The organism is Bradyrhizobium guangzhouense (assembly GCF_004114955.1).
GTDB lineage: Bacteria > Pseudomonadota > Alphaproteobacteria > Rhizobiales > Xanthobacteraceae > Bradyrhizobium > Bradyrhizobium guangzhouense.
This window is the reverse complement of sequence record NZ_CP030053.1, coordinates 6,737,994-6,752,659: the sequence shown is the minus strand read 5'-3', so window position 1 is coordinate 6,752,659 and position 14,666 is coordinate 6,737,994. Positions and strand designations below refer to the sequence as shown.

Sequence of the window (14,666 nt, the reverse complement as noted above, 5' to 3'; positions counted from 1 at the left end):
GCCGCGAGGGACACCTCTCCCCAACGGGGAGAGGTCGCGCCGAAGCCGCGGGTGAGGGGGATCAGGTCCCACGAGGGAACGCTGCCCCTCACCCGGATCGCATCTTGCGATGCGACATAGCCGAAGCTTTGCTTCGGCGTTCTTGAAAACGGCCGCCAATGGCGGCCTATGCCTCTCCCTACGGGAGAGGTGAGCACCGCCGATGCCTCAGCGCTCACCCTCACTTGTCGAGCCATGCGTCCTTGAAGCCGTCATTGACCCCGATCGCCGTGGTGATCAGGTTCTTGACCTTGCAGCGCATGATGGTCGGGAATTGCAGTTCGAGCATCCAGGCCACCGGCACGTCCTCGACCAGGATCTTCTGTGCCTTCTCGTAGATCTCCTTGCGCTTGGTATCGGGCGTTGCGACCGCGCCGTCGGCGAACAGCTTGTCGATCTCCGGGTTCGAGTAACCCTCGACGTTGTTGAACACCTGGCCCTTGGCGATGGCGCTGGAGACGTAATTGCGCCCCACGCCGAGCGCGGGATCGCCGTACTGGTAGAGATAGGTGAAGGCGATGTCGTAGTCCCAGTCGCCGATCTTCTGGTTGCCGCCGGCAACGTCGGTCGAGATGGTCTCGATGTTCATGCCGACGTCCATCAGGTTCTGCTTCACGGCTTCACCCCAGCGCTGCCAGGTCTCGCCATAGGCGAGCGGCAACAGGCGGATCTTCTCGCCCTTGTAGCCGGCCTCCTTCAGCAGCGCCTTGGCCTTGGCGGGATCGTAAGGATATTTCGGCACGTCGCCGGTGTAGAACTTGATGGTCGAGGCCGACGGGCCGGTCGCAACCTTGCCGAGCCCGTTCCAGATCACGTCCTTGGCGAAATCGCGATCGATCGCGTACATGATCGCCTGCCGCACGCGCTTGTCGGCGAGCGGGCCCTGGCGGTTGTTGAGCCACAGCCAGGCCAGTGGCGAGAAGAACTCCCAGCCGGCGCCGGTGACGCAGGTGTCCTTCAGCTTGGACAGCCGCGGCACGTCGAAATTCTCGACCGAGCCGCCGGGCAGCACATCGACCTTGCCGGTTTCATAGGCCACCGAACGCGCGGCGGCGTCGGGGATGATCTGCCAGTAGATCTCGTCGATATAGGGCTTGCCCTTCTCGTAATAGTTCGGATTCTTGACGAGGCGAATGAACGAGCCCTTCTGCCATTCCTTGAACATGAAGGGGCCGGTGCCCACAGGCGCGTTGTTGTAAGGATTGGTCTTCCAGTCGGTGCCTTCGTAGAGATGCTTCGGCACCATCGGCATCGAGCCGACCTCGAAGATGCCGAGGAACGGGCCGAACGGCTGCTTCAGCGTGAACACGACGGTGTAATCGTCGGGCGCCTCGACCTTGTCGACCTGCGCGAGGTTGTTGCGGGCGCGTGCGTGGGTCTGCTTCAGCATCTCGATCGAGAACAGCACGTCGGCCGAGGTGAAGGGCTTGCCGTCGTGCCAGGTGACGCCCTTGCGGAGCTTGAAAGTATAGGTCTTGGCGTCCTCGCTGACGCTCCAGCTCTCGGCGAGCTCCGGCTCCGGCTCGAGCTTGGGGCTGTAGCGCAACAGGCCTTCGAAAATGTTGCCCGACACCATCTGGGTCGGACCATTCTGGATCATCGCCAGCATCAGGCCGGGCGGCTCGGGCTGAATCACGGCATTGATCACGCCGCCCGTCTTCGGCTCCTGCGCCAGCGCCGAGGCCGTGAGCCCGCAAGCGAGGAGGAGACCAAGCAACACTCGTTTCGACATGTCGTATCTTTCTCAAGCGCGACCGGCCGCAAGCGCTTCGCGACGTCCTCGCGCGAGAAGCGACGGCCGACCCATCCCAGTCCCCATCCGGGCGCGAGGCTCACACGGTCCCGTTCCGTGCCGCAAGATGAAAGTCTCGACAGTGTCAGCACAAAAAATGTACAGCGCGTCCTGTTTCACCTTTCAAGGGCTCCGGAGCCGGTTCGATCGCCGTGACGATGTACCCGATGATCTCGTCCTGCATGGCGAAGACGATCTCTTCGGCGACGAGTACCGGCGGCGCAAACAGCGGGTGTCGATGCTTATTCCCTGGCGAAAGTCAGTGTAACCTTCGCGTGCCTCGACCGTGTCCTTCGAAAGGAGGATGTGGCACCAAGGCACGGAGGAACCTGCCTGCTTTCAAAGACAAATAAACGGAGAATCACGATGACACATGTCGGGAACTGCTTCTGCGGCGCGGTTGCGCTCGAGGTCACGGGCGAGCCTGAAGCCATGGGATATTGCCACTGCCGGTCCTGCCGCTCCTGGTCGGGCGGTCCGGTGAATGCGTTCAGCCTGTGGAAGCCGGAAGCCGTGCGCGTCACTGAAGGCGCCGAGCATGTGGCGACCTACGCCAAGACGCCGCTCAGTGAGCGCAAATTCTGCAAGAAGTGCGGCGGCCATCTCATGACCAATCATCCGCCGCTCGGCATGATCGACGTCTTCACCGCCACGATCCCGACGCTCAAATTCGCGCCCGGCGTCCACGTCAACTATGCCGAGACCGTGCTGCCGATGCGCGACGGTCTGCCGAAGCTGAAGGATTTTCCAGCCGAGTTCGGCGGCAGCGGCGAGATGATGCAAGAGTAGAGGGCGGCACGTCCGATCTGTCGAAGCAATCCACCCTGTCCTGTCAGGGAGCAGGGTGGATGCAGCTTCTGGAGATTGCGATCAGGCCCCGTGGCCGAGTGGGGGCGGATGAAGGTCGGTATCGATACCAGCTCCCAGTTTTCGCCAAGCCCTCTCTGGGGCAATGGGTCCTGGCTTTCGCCAGGACGACATCTGTCGTATGGGCGAACACCGAGAACGTGTGTCGAGCAATGAATGCTCATTGCCGAATGCCACCTCCCGCGTAAGCTACCCCACCCAAGCGCCAACCATAAAGAAAACGCCCATGCCCGCTTTTTCCGCCTCGACCACCGTGCTCGATTCTATGCTGTTCCGCGATGCCTTTGGCACGCCTGCGATGCGCGAGGTGTTTTCCGACGTCGCGCTGGTCGCACGCTACGCCGAGGTCGAGGTGGCGCTGGCGAAGGCGGAGGCGCGATGCGGCGTGATCCCGCGGGAGGCCGCCGATCAGATCGCGGCGCGGACCGATGTCACAGCGCTCGACTTCGATCTGTTGCGGCAGGAAACCGACATCGTCGGCTATCCGATCCTCCCGCTGGTGCATCAGATGGTGAAGCAATGCGGAGAGGCCGGCCGCTACGTGCATTGGGGCGCGACCACGCAGGACATCATGGATACCGCCGTGGTGCTGCAGTTGCGCGCCGGATTCGAGATCATCGAACGCGACATCGCCGAGCTGCGAAAGATCCTCGCGGATCTCTCGCGGCGCCATCGCGACACGCCGATGGCCGGCCGTACCCATCTCCAGCAGGCGCTGCCGGTGACCTTTGGCTACAAGACCGCGATCTGGCTTGCGATGTTCGACCGTCATGCCGAGCGTCTTGCTCAACTGAAGCCGCGCGTTCTAGTCGGCCAGTTTGCCGGCGCAGCCGGCACGCTGGCCTCGCTCGGCGACAAGGGGTTCGAGGTGCAGGAGGCGCTCTGCGCCGAGCTCGAGCTCGGTGTCCCCGCCTCGACCTGGCATGTCGCGCGCGACGGGTTTGCGGAAGCCGTGAATTTCCTCGCGCTCGTCACCGGCTCGCTCGGCAAGATCGCGCTCGACATCATGATCATGGCCTCGACCGAGTTCGCCGAAGTCTACGAGCCCTTCGTCAAGGGGCGCGGCGCCTCCTCGACCATGCCGCAGAAGCGCAACCCGATCTCGTCGGAGCTGATGCTTGCCGCAAGCAAGGCCGTGCGCCAGCAGGCGGGCCTGATGCTGGATGCCATGGTGCAGGATTTCGAGCGTGCCACCGGTCCTTGGCACGCCGAATGGATGGCGATCCCCGAGAGTTTCGTGCTGACCGCAGGCGCGCTGCACCAGGCGAAGTTCGCGCTCGCCGGCCTCATCGTGGACGAGGCGAAGATGAACGACAACCTCGCCCTTAGTCGCGGTCTGATTGTGGCCGAAGCGGTCATGATGGGGCTGGCGCCGCAGATGGGACGGCAGGAGGCGCACGACGTGGTCTACGATGCCTGCCGGCTCGCCAACGAGAAGGGTCTGACCCTCGCAGACGCGCTCTCGGCCGACACCCGCGTCTCCGTCAGGATCGATCGCGCCGCAATTGAGGCCCTCACTTCACCGAAAAATTACCTCGGCCTTGCGCCTGAAATGGTCGATCGGGTGCTGAGATCGGCAACGCGTTGAAAACCAAGATGCGTGAAACTGCGTATCTTTCAGGTCGCGCAAGGCGCTCGCACACTTGTGCCCCGTGATGCTAGACTTAGATTGAACTGTAGATTCCGACAGAGGGCCCGGCATGACCGATCAACGCAATTCCGCCACGTCCATCGATCCCGTGAAGCTCGACCGGCTGGCCGAGGTAGCGGTGAAGGTGGGACTGGGCTTGCGGCCGGGACAGGATCTTCTTCTCACGGCGCCTGCGATCGCGCTGCCGCTGGTGCGGCGAATCGCGGTCCACGCCTACAAGGCCGGCGCCGGTATCGTGACGCCGATCCTCTCCGACGAAGAGATGACGTTGGCGCGCTACCGCTACGGCCAGGACAATAGCTTTGATCGCGCCGCCAACTGGCTCTACGAGGGCATGGCCAAGGCGTTCTCGGACAACACCGCGCGGCTCGCCATTGTCGGCGACAATCCGATGCTGCTGTCGGGGGAGGATCCGTCCAAGGTCGCGCGCGCCAGCAAGGCCAATTCCATGGCCTATCAGCCGGCGCTGGAGAAGATCGTCAATTTCGACACCAACTGGAACATCATCGCCTATCCGAGCCCGTCCTGGGCCGAGCAGGTGTTCCCTGAAGATCCCGAGGAGGTCGCGATCGGCAAGCTCGCGGACGCGATCTTCGCGGCATCCCGTGTCGATCGCGAGGACGCGATGGCGAATTGGGCGAGCCACAATGCGGTGCTGCGCGAGCGCACCAACTGGCTCAACGGCCAGCGCTTCCGCGCGCTGCAATATTCAGGTCCCGGCACCGACCTCACCATCGGCCTTGCCGACGGTCATGAATGGGAAGGCGGCGCCTCGCTCTCCAAGAACGGCATCAGCTGCAACGCCAACATTCCGACCGAAGAGGTGTTCACCACGCCGCATTGCCGGCGGGTCTACGGTCATGTCGTGAGCTCGAAGCCGCTGTCCTACCAGGGCACGCTGATCGACAACATCGCGGTGCGCTTCGAGGACGGCAAGATCGTCGATGCCAAGGCTTCGCGTGGTGCAGAGGTGCTGAACAAGGTGCTCGACACCGACGAGGGCGCGCGTCGGCTCGGCGAAGTGGCGCTGGTGCCGCATTCCTCGCCGATCTCGCAGAGCGGGCTGTTGTTCTACAACACGTTGTTCGACGAGAATGCGGCTTCCCACATCGCGCTCGGCCAGTGCTATTCGAAGTGCTTCATCAATGGCGCTCAGCTGACGCCGCAGCAGATCGCCGCGCAAGGCGGCAATCAGAGCCTGATCCATATCGACTGGATGATCGGCTCGGCCGAGACCGACATCGACGGCATCCTGGCCGATGGCAGCAAGGTGCCGGTATTCCGCAAGGGCGAGTGGGCGAAGTAAGCAGGTCGTGCGCCTCCGGCGTTCTACACCTCTCCCGGGGGGAGAGGTGAACAACGAGCCAACGTCCCGGTCACTCACGCCGCCGCGTTGCGCAGCATCGGGTTGTTGTCGATGTTGAAGCGGTTGAACAGCGTCGTGAACGGGCAGCCGTCCATGGCTCGCACGATGGCGTCGGACGCCGCGACCGCATCGTAGAGCGCGCCGACCGGATCGTCCGCCTCCGGCAGGTCGAGGCGCGATCGGATTTCCTCTCTCGCCTCGTTGACGTCGTCCTCGTCCTCGAGCGTCGCCTCGAGCGCATCCGCCGCGCGCCGCATTTGTGGGAGATCGCCGCCTGCGGAGAATTTGAGGATGTCGAGCCAATAGGGGCGGGCAACGACGAGCTGGATGAACGCCTCGAAGCTCCGGGCGATGATACCCGCGCGACCTTCCGATGAGACGTAGAGCACATTTTGCGACGGCAGCTGCACGAAGGCGCCGCCTGAGGCGTCAATTCCGATCTGCCGGGGGCTTTCGACGCCGTCGACGGTGAACCAGGATTCTTCGTCCGGTGCGAATGAGACATCAAGGCTGCCGAGCCAGGCGACGACGTCGCCATGGACTGTCAGGACCTCCGGGGTCAGGGGCATCACGGGCTCCTTCTCAGGTCGTTCCGCGCACTTTGTCGCACCCCGGAAAAGATGGGTTCATGTGCACGAATTTGCAGGAGAATCGGGACGTTATCAGGTGCGCATCTGCAACTTGCGGTGGATTATCGGTGCCTGCGTAAGGAAGAATTAAAAGCCGGCGACTAGCGTTCCTAACATCTTTCGAAACAATCCGGGATTAACCCCGGTTAATCATATTGTACCTCCTGGGGAAGCAGATGTCGCGGGCATTGATTGAAATCGGTAGTTGTGATGTGGATCTGGAGCTGCGGCCGATCGAGCCGGCCTGGATCATCGAAGGCAACCCGGTGTCGCGCTCGCACATCCTCTCGACCAGTTCGGACGGCACCTCCTCGACCATCATCTGGTCCTGCACCGAAGGCCGCTTCAACTGGTACTATGATTTCGACGAGACGATCATGATCCTGGAAGGATCGATCGTGCTCGAGAGCGACGGCATGCCGCCGAAGCGCTACGGCGTCGGCGACGTCATCTTCTTCCGCGACGGTGCGCATGCCAAGTGGCATGTCGAAGGCCACGTCAAGAAGATCGCATTCTGCCGCAAGACCAACCCCGCCGTCATCGGCTTCATGATCCGCGTCATCAACAAGCTCAAGCGCATGTTCCTGTCGCCCGGCGAGCGCCGTCCGGCGACGCTCATGGGCGCGGGCTAGTCCTCATCAAATTCAAGGACGCTTCCCAGCGGCCACGACGGAAGAGGGGGCGGGACCAACATCCCGGCCCCTCTTTTGCGTCATGACGGCAGCTCGAGCCGGTAAAAGTCCCTGGCAGTCTGGGAGAACAGCGCCGTCTTCTCCGCATCGCTCGAGGATGCTGCGATGCGCTTGAACGCATTGAAGATCACTTGATAGCTGCATTGACCTTTATCGGGCGGGAAATTGCTTTCGAACATCGCGCGCTTCGGCCCGAACGCCTCGATGCAGGTCTCGATATAAGGCTTCCACGCCGTGGCCAGCTGCTCCGATGAGGGCGGCCTCTCGCGCAGATGGAAGTCGTAGCCGAGCAGGCACATCGCGAGTCCGCCAAGCTTCACCACCACGTTCTCGCATTTCGCGATCTCCTGGATCGAGGCACGCCACTCCGGAAACACCTCTTCGCGCCGTCCCGCAAAGCGGCCGACCCCGGCCGGCCCGCCGCAATGGTCGAGCACGATCTTGGTGTCGGGGAAGGTGCGGGCCAGTTCAGTTAGCTCGCCGATCTGCGGATGAAACAGCCAGGCATCGAAGCTGAGGCCAAGCGGCGCAAGGCAGGCAAAGCCCTTGCGGAAGGCCGGGTCCTGCAACAGTCCCTTCGGCCGGCTTGCATACATGCCGGCGACGACGGGGTCCTGATCCCAGGCGGAGGAATGCCTGATGCCGCGGAAGCGCCCGTTGCCGGCGGCGATCTCGGCCTCCAGCACGGGCCTCGCCGCATCGCCGAGCAGCAAGTTGACATGACTGACGATGCCGGCGCAGATCGCGGCCTTGCCGTAGCCGCCGCTCGCGCTCATCGCGGCGACACCGTTGGCGAACTCGACCTCGCCCACGGGCCGGAACGCCTCGGGTCCGTGCGCGCGGTACATCGAGCGGCAATCGACATAGACGGTGGCGATGATGTTGTGGCCGGAGGCGATGTCGGCGGCCATCTCCTCGATCAGATAGCGATGGCCGCGATTCCAGAGATGATGATGCGGATCGACGATCGGCCTGGAGGGATCGATGATCTCTTCCTGATATTGCGCGAGCCAGTCCTCGCGGGGCTCGACGAAGAGCCCGCTGGTGTTGGCGGGCAGACCGCTTGCAGCCATCGACGCTCACTCCCTCTGGTTTTTTATGGCGGGAGCCTAGCACCTGATCTCGTCACGCAGCAGCGCGCCTTGCGCAACTGCGCCCTCCGTCGCGCGCACGGCGAAAGTTTCGTCAGCCCTTGCGCCGCGTCGCCCTCACATCGGCCACCAGCCGCCAATCGGTCGCTGTCGCGGGCTTGATCTCGCCGAGCCAGTGGAAGGAATCGGCCGTGATCTCAACGAAACTCCAGCGCGTGAGGTCGCCGGCTTCGGTCGTACCTTGCTGCACGATGTCTTCGCCGCGCGGACGGCCGATCTGCTGGCGGAACACACAGCGTCCGGGATCGACCCATGAAATCCGCCATGCGGAAATGGTGGGGTCGTAGACCCGCAGCGTCGTGCCGTACCAATTGCCGGCTATCGGGAAGGCGGAGCCATCGGCGGGACGGGGAATGATCCAGACATCCTGAATCGCGCGCCCCTCCAGCACCCAGCCGAAATGGATCTCGCCGGGCGCGGTGTGCTTGGCTCCATCAGCGCCGTGGGCGGTGATCTCGGCGTCCCAATCGCCGACGAAGCGGCCGTAGAGTTGAAGCGCCGCCGTGTGCTCGGGGTTGGGGCCGTCCGCGTGCAACAATCTCTTAAAGTCGGTCATGTCGATCTCCTGTCGCGCGGAGATCAACACGAACAGACCGGCGCCGACTTGGAGAAAATTGCGTCAGACCCCGTCGAGGATGATCACCGTCGGTGTCGCCGGCAGCGTGTCCCGCGAGATCCGCAAGGAACGCTCGGTGCGGCGGTCGATCTCGAACTGGTTGCCGATGCGTTGCATGAACTCGTCGAGCGGGGTCGCAAAGCGGTGCATCGGCAACACCACGGAGGCGCGCAGGCGCCTGGTGATCTCCGAGACGCCATCGAGCGACATGGTGTAGGTACCGTCGATCGGCACCATCACGATGTCGAGCCGGCCGATCTGGGCAAAGTGGCTGTCGTCGAGCTTGTGGTGGAGATGTCCGAGGTGGCCGATGCAGAGACCGGCGACCTCGAAGATGAAGATCGAATTGCCGTCGCGGATCATGTCGGTGCCGGAATCGTCGCCGAAATAGCGGCGGATGTCGGTGGTGACGTTGCGGATGAAGGTGTCGCCGACGCGCTCCGAAATGGCCGCCGGCTTGCCGTCCTCGCCCCAGCCATGCAGCACGTGCGGAATGCGCTTGTCCGGATTGAGAGAATAGTGCGTGCTGTGCGCCCGGTTCATGGTGACGACGTCAGGCAGGCGGCCGACCTGATAGGCGCCGCTGTAGTCGGTCGCGATGCGCACGCCGCCCGGCGTGTCGATGAAATAGGTGGAGTGGCCGGCATAGGTGATCTCGACTTCCGGCGCCGCCGCGGTTTGCCGGAAGGCTACGGGCAGGGCTCGGGGCGCGGCGTTCGCCATTGCGAGACATTCGCTGCGTGATGGCTGTTGGGCGAGGGCGGGTGAGAGACAAGCGCTCAACAGCGCAAATGCCGCCGAAATCAATCGCCGCATGATCCCGTCCCCGATGACTTCAAGGGAAAGTCTAGCGTGCAATCCAGTGCGTCGCCAACAGGATGCGATCAACAGCGCGTCAATATCGCACCGTCACTCCCGCCTTGGGCTGAACTTCCAGGTGCCGGCAACAAGGCCCGCGGTGATCAATCCGCTGACGATGCCGGCGGTCGGCAGCGTGAGCAGCAGCGCGGCGGTGGCGGCCCAGCCGATCGAGGAAAAGGCTTCGGCAAAGGTCGCAAGCCGCGACGAGGTCTGGCGGCGGCGGAACTGGCTGCGCCGGGCCTGGACGCGGAACCAGAGCTGGATCGCGGTGGCCGAGGCCGCGCTGACGATGATCATGGTGGCTGTGATCGCAGCCTGGAACGGCGACGCGAAAACCAGCGCCGCGACCAGCGGGCTGAAGATGGCGGCGATCGCGATCAGCACCACCTCGATCTTGGCGCGGATGACGCTCGCGGGTGTCAGCGGTGCGGTCGCGACGAGATCAGGCGCGTCCTCGCCCGAGATCGTCAGCCAGGCGAGCCCGCCGGCGAGCTGACCCGCAGCCATCACGATCACGGGCGTGATCAGCGTCAGTGCCGCGGAGCTGTCGCCGAAGCTGCGCCAGAGCAGCAGCGCCGGCGGCACCAGATAGAGCAGCTGCATCAGGGTCTGCGAGATCAGCCAGGGATCGCGGCAGAGCAGCACGAACTCCTTGCGCCGCAGCGCCTGCTGCCGCGAGCCGCCGCGGAACGGCCGTTCCCTGGCGCGCTTGCGGCTGGATGTGCCATAGGCGGCGGCGTCGATCGCGGTGTCGGCGAAGCGGCCGGAGAAGATCGCCATCACGCATCCGAGCAGCATCAGCCCCAGCGCGAGAAGCAGCAGCAGCGCCTCGACGTCGCCCATGGTCGCCCGCGCCGGCCACCACCAGATGCTGTCCACGTCGGGCGCGTGCGCGGCGAGGGTGCCCGAGGTCAGGATGGTGAAGCGCGACAGCGTGCCGTAGGAGATGATCGCCGCGACCTGGAGCGCGATCACGAAACCCGCGCCGATGATCGCAGCCAGGATCTGGGCCACGAAGCGCGTCCGCGCCGGGCCGATCAGGCGAAACAGCAGGATGGTGATCGCGATCGCGATTGCCGCCGCCGACAGGCCCATCGCGATGACCACGCCGAAGGCCGCAAGCCAGCGCACGCCGCCGCCGATCAACAGCACGTCGATGAACGGCGTCGAGAACAGCAGCGCCATCATCGTGACGCTGAGCGCGATCGCGGCGATGCGCACCGAGAACAGATTGGCGAGCGTTGCCGGCGAGGACATGATGAGATCGAGATCGGCACGCGCGTAGAACACCCGCGTCACCGCTTCGATCGCCTGCGACAGCATCAAGGTCCAGGCGAGGAGGATCGTCGCCGAGATCACGATCAGCGAGGATTTGTCGAGCGGCAGCTGCAGATTGGCGAAGCGGCCGATCACGGCCCAGGCCGGCACATGCAGCAGTGCGGCGAAGAACAGGAGGCCAATCACCGCGGCACGGGCGCGCCGGCGCCGGCCGCCGGTCATCATGGCGAACCATTCGCGCCAGGCGAGGCGGAGCTCGTGACGGGCAAACCAGGACAGCGCGGTCGCCGAGCTCATGCGGCGTCCTGGAGCGTCACCAGCGCGATGAAGAGATCTTCCAGGCTGGTGTCGGCATGGCCGTTCTGTTGACGCAGTTCGGTCAGCGTGCCCTCGGCGACGAGGCGGCCCGCGGCGATCACGCCGATGCGATCGGCCATGCGTTCGGCGACCTCGAGAATATGCGTCGTCATGATCACGGTGCAGCCGGCACGGACGCGCTCCCCGAGCAGTCCCTTCACATGGCGGGCCGAGACGGCGTCGAGGCCTGTGAGCGGCTCGTCGAGAATGATGAGGCGGGGATCGTGCACCAGCGCGCCGGCGAGCGCCACCTTCTGGCGCATGCCCTTGGAGAAACCCTCGCAGCGCTCGTGCCGGTGCGGCGCGAGCCCAAGCGAGCTCACCAGCTCCTCGGCGACCGGCTTCGAGACCGAGGGCGCAATGCCCCAGAGGCCGGCGACGAATTCGAGATATTCGAGCGGGGTGAGCTTGTCATAGATCATCGGCTCGTCCGAGACCCATGCCATCACCTGCTTGGCCGCGACGGGATGGGCGAGCGCGTCGATGCCGAAGATCGAGACGCCGCCGTCATCGGGCCTGAGCAGGCCCGCAACCATGCGCAGCGTGGTGGTCTTGCCCGCGCCATTGGGGCCGACCAGCGCATAGAATTCGCCGGCATGAATGGTGAGATCGAGGCTATCGACCGCCAGGCGGTCAAAACGCTTCGTTAACCCTCGGACTTCGAGCGCCGAGCTGTCCGGCTTCATGACGGCCACACCAACAGGTTCTGCATCGGTCGCGACCATGACCCGAACATGTTTCGGCCCCGTGAATCGCGCTGCCGCAAATGCGGTCGCTTGCAGCGTCACCTGCAAATGGGAGCGCGGCAGCGATCCGTAAAGAGCGCCTACGATCCCCCGCCCGCGGTGCCCGAATTCACCGGTGCCAGCTCGTCTTCGCGGCAACGCCAGCCGTCGGCTGCCTTCACGAACGCGAAGGTGCGCTGGATCCGCAGGCGGCGCGTGACATTGAAAGCGGCAGCGGAGCGCTCCCTGTTGGTGGCCCCGGGTTGCGGGCGGCCGGTGCTGGCGTCCCAGCAGGTGCCGGTACAGGCGGACGCGACCCTGCTGCAGGTGGTGAAGGGCGCCAGCACGACCATCTCGATCTCGCCGGTGACCTGCGCCTCCCCGTCATTCACCTGGCTGTCGAGCGCGTAGACGCGGTTGATGCGAAGGAAATTGCGGCATGAATTGGCCGCGTGGATGCGCGCGGCGCAGAAGTCGATGGCATCGGTGTCGGGCTCCTTGGCTGCGACCTGCCGGCCGAACACCTTCTTCGGGTCGCCTTTGGCGGCGGCGATCTCGTCGGTCTTGTGCTTGAGATAGTCGGCAAGGCAATCTTCCGCCGAGCCGAGCTCCTCGAGCGGCACGTTCTCCTTGCCGACCAGATTGCACTTGCGGTCGCGCTCGCGCGTCCAGCGGCCGTATTCCGCGAAGGCAAAGCGCGCCGCGGTCGGGTCCAGTCTGCCGATCAGTGCGAGCACCTGGCTGTTGAGCTCGGTCTCGGTGAGCGCCAGCGACGGGTCCGCGCAGATCAGCGCGCCGGCCGCGGTGTTGGCCGCGAGGCAGTCGAAATCCGGATCCCGCACGATCGCCGCGCGATCCTCGGTGACCTTGAGCAGGCAGGCCTTGACGCGTTCGAATTCGTCATCGCGCACCGCGGTCTGGCCGACGATCCCGCAGCCGAGGTTGCGCTGGCGGATCCAGATCGCGTTCTCCTCGATCGCGGGCAGGCGATCGGGCAGGCGGGCGAGCCGCGCCTCCACCGCGGTCGAGAGCTTCTCGGCGGCGGCCGAGAGCTCGGCATCGCCGCAGAACAATTGATTGCCGGGATCCCTGATCTGCTGGCAATTGTTCCTGGCGAACAGGGGCAATTTGTCGGCGATGGAGGGAGCGGACGCGCCGGTTTGGGCCAAAGCTGGCGCCGCAGGCAACGCCAGCAGCGCAAGCACAGTCAACGCGATGAACCGCATTCCAGAAATCCCCAGCATGGTTGGCACCATGCTAGCAGTTCCAGGCCGCCTGACGGAATGGGGTGCGGCGGGGCGGCCTACGTGAAGGGCCCTGGCCGGATGGATCAATGCGCCTCGGTCGACACGCGCTGGCTGTCGATGCCCGCCAGCCGCACGGGTTCGCCGACATATCTCAGCACGGCGGACTGGTAGAGCACGAATAGCGGCTGGTAGTTGCGCGCCTCGTCATCCTCGACCATCGCCATGCGGCGGTTGTCCAGCATCAGCCAGTGGCCGTCGAGCCTTGCGGAGGCAATTGCATGCCCTTCGCCGCTCCTGATGTCACGCACCACCACGAGGCGAAGGTCCTCGGCGGCGACGCCGGCAAGCCGCAATGCGGCCAGCTTGGCGATGGCGTAATCCTCGCAATCGCCGGCGCCGCGCTGGAAGGTCTCGAGCGGCGAGCTCCAGATGTCGACGGCGCCGTCACTTTCGGCGCGGATGGCGAGGTTGATGGCGCGATTGGTCTCGCCGAGCCGCGCGCGGCCGTCGCGGCTGCGGGCCTCGTCGACGATGGCGAGCAGCCTCAAGGCCGCGGGCGAGGCGCAATTGTCGCGGTCGCCGTCGCACAGCGCCAGCTGCACCATGTCGTCGTCGAATTTTTCCTTCAATCCCAGCCATTTCTGCCGCATCCCTCCGCTGGAAATCGCGAAGGCGAACACGCCGAAGGGCTCGGCAGATTTGCGTATCAGCACGCCGGCGCCCGGCGACAGCAAATTGGCGGCGCGAAGATCGGCGGCGGATCCGAGCAGGATCACTCCGCACAGCACAAGGATAGCGCGCCAGGCGCGCGAGCGAGCAGCGGTCTCCATCTGACATCCCCTTATCCGGCTTCGCTTTGGTCCCCCTCGACCTGAACGTGCCGGGCTTGTTGCTTTCGCGGAGATAGTGCGAGACGGGCCGTTTTGTTCTGCTTAACGCGCTCGGCAGGGCGCTCAATAGCGTGAGACAGGCTCAACCGGCCCTTCCCGGACTGCGTAAAATTTTACGGGCCTGGAGCGGGGCCTTTGCCGCCGCGAAATCGACTGAATTGCAGTCGGAAGTTGTGGGGCGGCCGATTCTGCTTCTATGGCTAATGACCAGCTATTTTGCGGGTTCTGTTAGTTGGGTCACAGATTTAGCTCCGTATTTGCCGCAGTATCGCGCGGGGTACTACGAAGAAAAGATGACGCAAGTATCCGCCAAATGGTTAATACCTTGGAAAGCATAATCTAGTGGAATATAGACTTGAGCCAGCGACGATTTACCTGAAATCTCTGCAAGATTTACTTCGGTTTATCTTTTGATGTCGCCGTAGGCATAGGCTTCCGCCGCCAAGTGATACGAAATCACACAAGCAATAGATGGTTTCGCTAAGGACTTGGTAATGCTATGCAA

The 14,666-nt window shown here is 64.1% G+C and carries 13 protein-coding genes; 4 read left to right on the top strand and 9 right to left on the bottom strand.

What is annotated here, in order from left to right; translation table 11 throughout:
- Nucleotides 1-220 precede the first annotated feature (220 nt).
- Nucleotides 221-1,771 carry an ABC transporter substrate-binding protein gene (locus tag XH91_RS32145; RefSeq protein WP_128954324.1) on the bottom strand — a complete coding sequence of 517 codons (1,551 nt, stop codon included), beginning with the start codon at nucleotides 1,769-1,771 and terminating at the stop codon, nucleotides 221-223.
- A 426-nt stretch (nucleotides 1,772-2,197) separates the two neighbouring features.
- Between XH91_RS32145 and XH91_RS32135 the strand changes: the two genes are divergently transcribed.
- From XH91_RS32135 to XH91_RS32125, 3 genes are all read left to right on the top strand, one after another.
- Nucleotides 2,198-2,620, top strand: a complete 423-nt coding sequence (locus XH91_RS32135; RefSeq protein ID WP_128954322.1) for a GFA family protein — start codon at nucleotides 2,198-2,200, stop codon at nucleotides 2,618-2,620.
- Nucleotides 2,621-2,924: 304 nt separating this feature from the next.
- The gene (gene pcaB / locus XH91_RS32130) at nucleotides 2,925-4,286 is read left to right on the top strand and encodes a 3-carboxy-cis,cis-muconate cycloisomerase (RefSeq protein WP_128954321.1); all 1,362 of its coding nucleotides are present in this window, start codon (nucleotides 2,925-2,927) and stop codon (nucleotides 4,284-4,286) included.
- Between the two features lie 112 nt (nucleotides 4,287-4,398).
- Nucleotides 4,399-5,655 (top strand): aminopeptidase, encoded by a 1,257-nt coding sequence (locus XH91_RS32125; protein ID WP_128954320.1) that lies wholly within the window; start codon nucleotides 4,399-4,401, stop codon nucleotides 5,653-5,655.
- Nucleotides 5,656-5,729: 74 nt separating this feature from the next.
- Here the strand turns inward: XH91_RS32125 and XH91_RS32120 are convergent, their stop codons facing one another.
- Nucleotides 5,730-6,284: a hypothetical protein gene (locus tag XH91_RS32120; RefSeq protein WP_128954319.1), complete on the bottom strand. Its 555-nt coding sequence runs from the start codon at nucleotides 6,282-6,284 to the stop codon at nucleotides 5,730-5,732.
- A gap of 236 nt (nucleotides 6,285-6,520) precedes the next feature.
- On the opposite strand from XH91_RS32120, the gene XH91_RS32115 reads away from it, so the two are divergent.
- Nucleotides 6,521-6,976: a cupin domain-containing protein gene (locus tag XH91_RS32115; RefSeq protein WP_164933527.1), complete on the top strand. Its 456-nt coding sequence runs from the start codon at nucleotides 6,521-6,523 to the stop codon at nucleotides 6,974-6,976.
- An 80-nt stretch (nucleotides 6,977-7,056) separates the two neighbouring features.
- Here the strand turns inward: XH91_RS32115 and XH91_RS32110 are convergent, their stop codons facing one another.
- From XH91_RS32110 to XH91_RS32080, 7 genes are all read right to left on the bottom strand, one after another.
- Nucleotides 7,057-8,109, bottom strand: a complete 1,053-nt coding sequence (locus XH91_RS32110) for an amidohydrolase family protein (protein WP_128954317.1) — start codon at nucleotides 8,107-8,109, stop codon at nucleotides 7,057-7,059.
- A 112-nt stretch (nucleotides 8,110-8,221) separates the two neighbouring features.
- Nucleotides 8,222-8,743: a hypothetical protein gene (locus XH91_RS32105; RefSeq protein ID WP_164933526.1), complete on the bottom strand. Its 522-nt coding sequence runs from the start codon at nucleotides 8,741-8,743 to the stop codon at nucleotides 8,222-8,224.
- A 63-nt stretch (nucleotides 8,744-8,806) separates the two neighbouring features.
- Nucleotides 8,807-9,619 carry an MBL fold metallo-hydrolase gene (locus XH91_RS32100; protein WP_128954315.1) on the bottom strand — a complete coding sequence of 271 codons (813 nt, stop codon included), beginning with the start codon at nucleotides 9,617-9,619 and terminating at the stop codon, nucleotides 8,807-8,809.
- A gap of 93 nt (nucleotides 9,620-9,712) precedes the next feature.
- Nucleotides 9,713-11,239, bottom strand: coding sequence for a permease (locus XH91_RS32095; RefSeq protein ID WP_128954314.1), 1,527 nt, complete (start codon nucleotides 11,237-11,239; stop codon nucleotides 9,713-9,715).
- Nucleotides 11,236-11,985 carry an ABC transporter ATP-binding protein gene (locus tag XH91_RS32090; protein WP_164933525.1) on the bottom strand — a complete coding sequence of 250 codons (750 nt, stop codon included), beginning with the start codon at nucleotides 11,983-11,985 and terminating at the stop codon, nucleotides 11,236-11,238. Before XH91_RS32090 ends, XH91_RS32095 begins: the two co-directional genes overlap by 4 nt.
- Before the next feature lie 140 nt (nucleotides 11,986-12,125).
- Nucleotides 12,126-13,250 (bottom strand): lysozyme inhibitor LprI family protein, encoded by a 1,125-nt coding sequence (locus tag XH91_RS32085; protein ID WP_128954312.1) that lies wholly within the window; start codon nucleotides 13,248-13,250, stop codon nucleotides 12,126-12,128.
- A gap of 104 nt (nucleotides 13,251-13,354) precedes the next feature.
- A complete protein-coding gene (locus XH91_RS32080) occupies nucleotides 13,355-14,101 on the bottom strand; it encodes a transglutaminase-like cysteine peptidase (RefSeq protein ID WP_128954311.1) in 747 nt (248 codons plus the stop codon).
- Nucleotides 14,102-14,666 lie beyond the last annotated feature (565 nt).

Bases quoted from the DNA above. Each gene is read 5' to 3' on its own strand.
- XH91_RS32145 (WP_128954324.1), bottom strand. From the start codon at position 1,771: ATGTCGAAACGAGTGTTGCTTGGTCTCCTCCTCGCTTGCGGGCTCACG.
- XH91_RS32135 (WP_128954322.1), top strand. From the start codon at position 2,198: ATGACACATGTCGGGAACTGCTTCTGCGGCGCGGTTGCGCTCGAGGTC.
- pcaB (WP_128954321.1), top strand. From the start codon at position 2,925: ATGCCCGCTTTTTCCGCCTCGACCACCGTGCTCGATTCTATGCTGTTC.
- XH91_RS32125 (WP_128954320.1), top strand. From the start codon at position 4,399: ATGACCGATCAACGCAATTCCGCCACGTCCATCGATCCCGTGAAGCTC.
- XH91_RS32120 (WP_128954319.1), bottom strand. From the start codon at position 6,284: ATGCCCCTGACCCCGGAGGTCCTGACAGTCCATGGCGACGTCGTCGCC.
- XH91_RS32115 (WP_164933527.1), top strand. From the start codon at position 6,521: ATGTCGCGGGCATTGATTGAAATCGGTAGTTGTGATGTGGATCTGGAG.
- XH91_RS32110 (WP_128954317.1), bottom strand. From the start codon at position 8,109: ATGGCTGCAAGCGGTCTGCCCGCCAACACCAGCGGGCTCTTCGTCGAG.
- XH91_RS32105 (WP_164933526.1), bottom strand. From the start codon at position 8,743: ATGACCGACTTTAAGAGATTGTTGCACGCGGACGGCCCCAACCCCGAG.
- XH91_RS32100 (WP_128954315.1), bottom strand. From the start codon at position 9,619: ATGCGGCGATTGATTTCGGCGGCATTTGCGCTGTTGAGCGCTTGTCTC.
- XH91_RS32095 (WP_128954314.1), bottom strand. From the start codon at position 11,239: ATGAGCTCGGCGACCGCGCTGTCCTGGTTTGCCCGTCACGAGCTCCGC.
- XH91_RS32090 (WP_164933525.1), bottom strand. From the start codon at position 11,985: ATGAAGCCGGACAGCTCGGCGCTCGAAGTCCGAGGGTTAACGAAGCGT.
- XH91_RS32085 (WP_128954312.1), bottom strand. From the start codon at position 13,250: ATGCGGTTCATCGCGTTGACTGTGCTTGCGCTGCTGGCGTTGCCTGCG.
- XH91_RS32080 (WP_128954311.1), bottom strand. From the start codon at position 14,101: ATGGAGACCGCTGCTCGCTCGCGCGCCTGGCGCGCTATCCTTGTGCTG.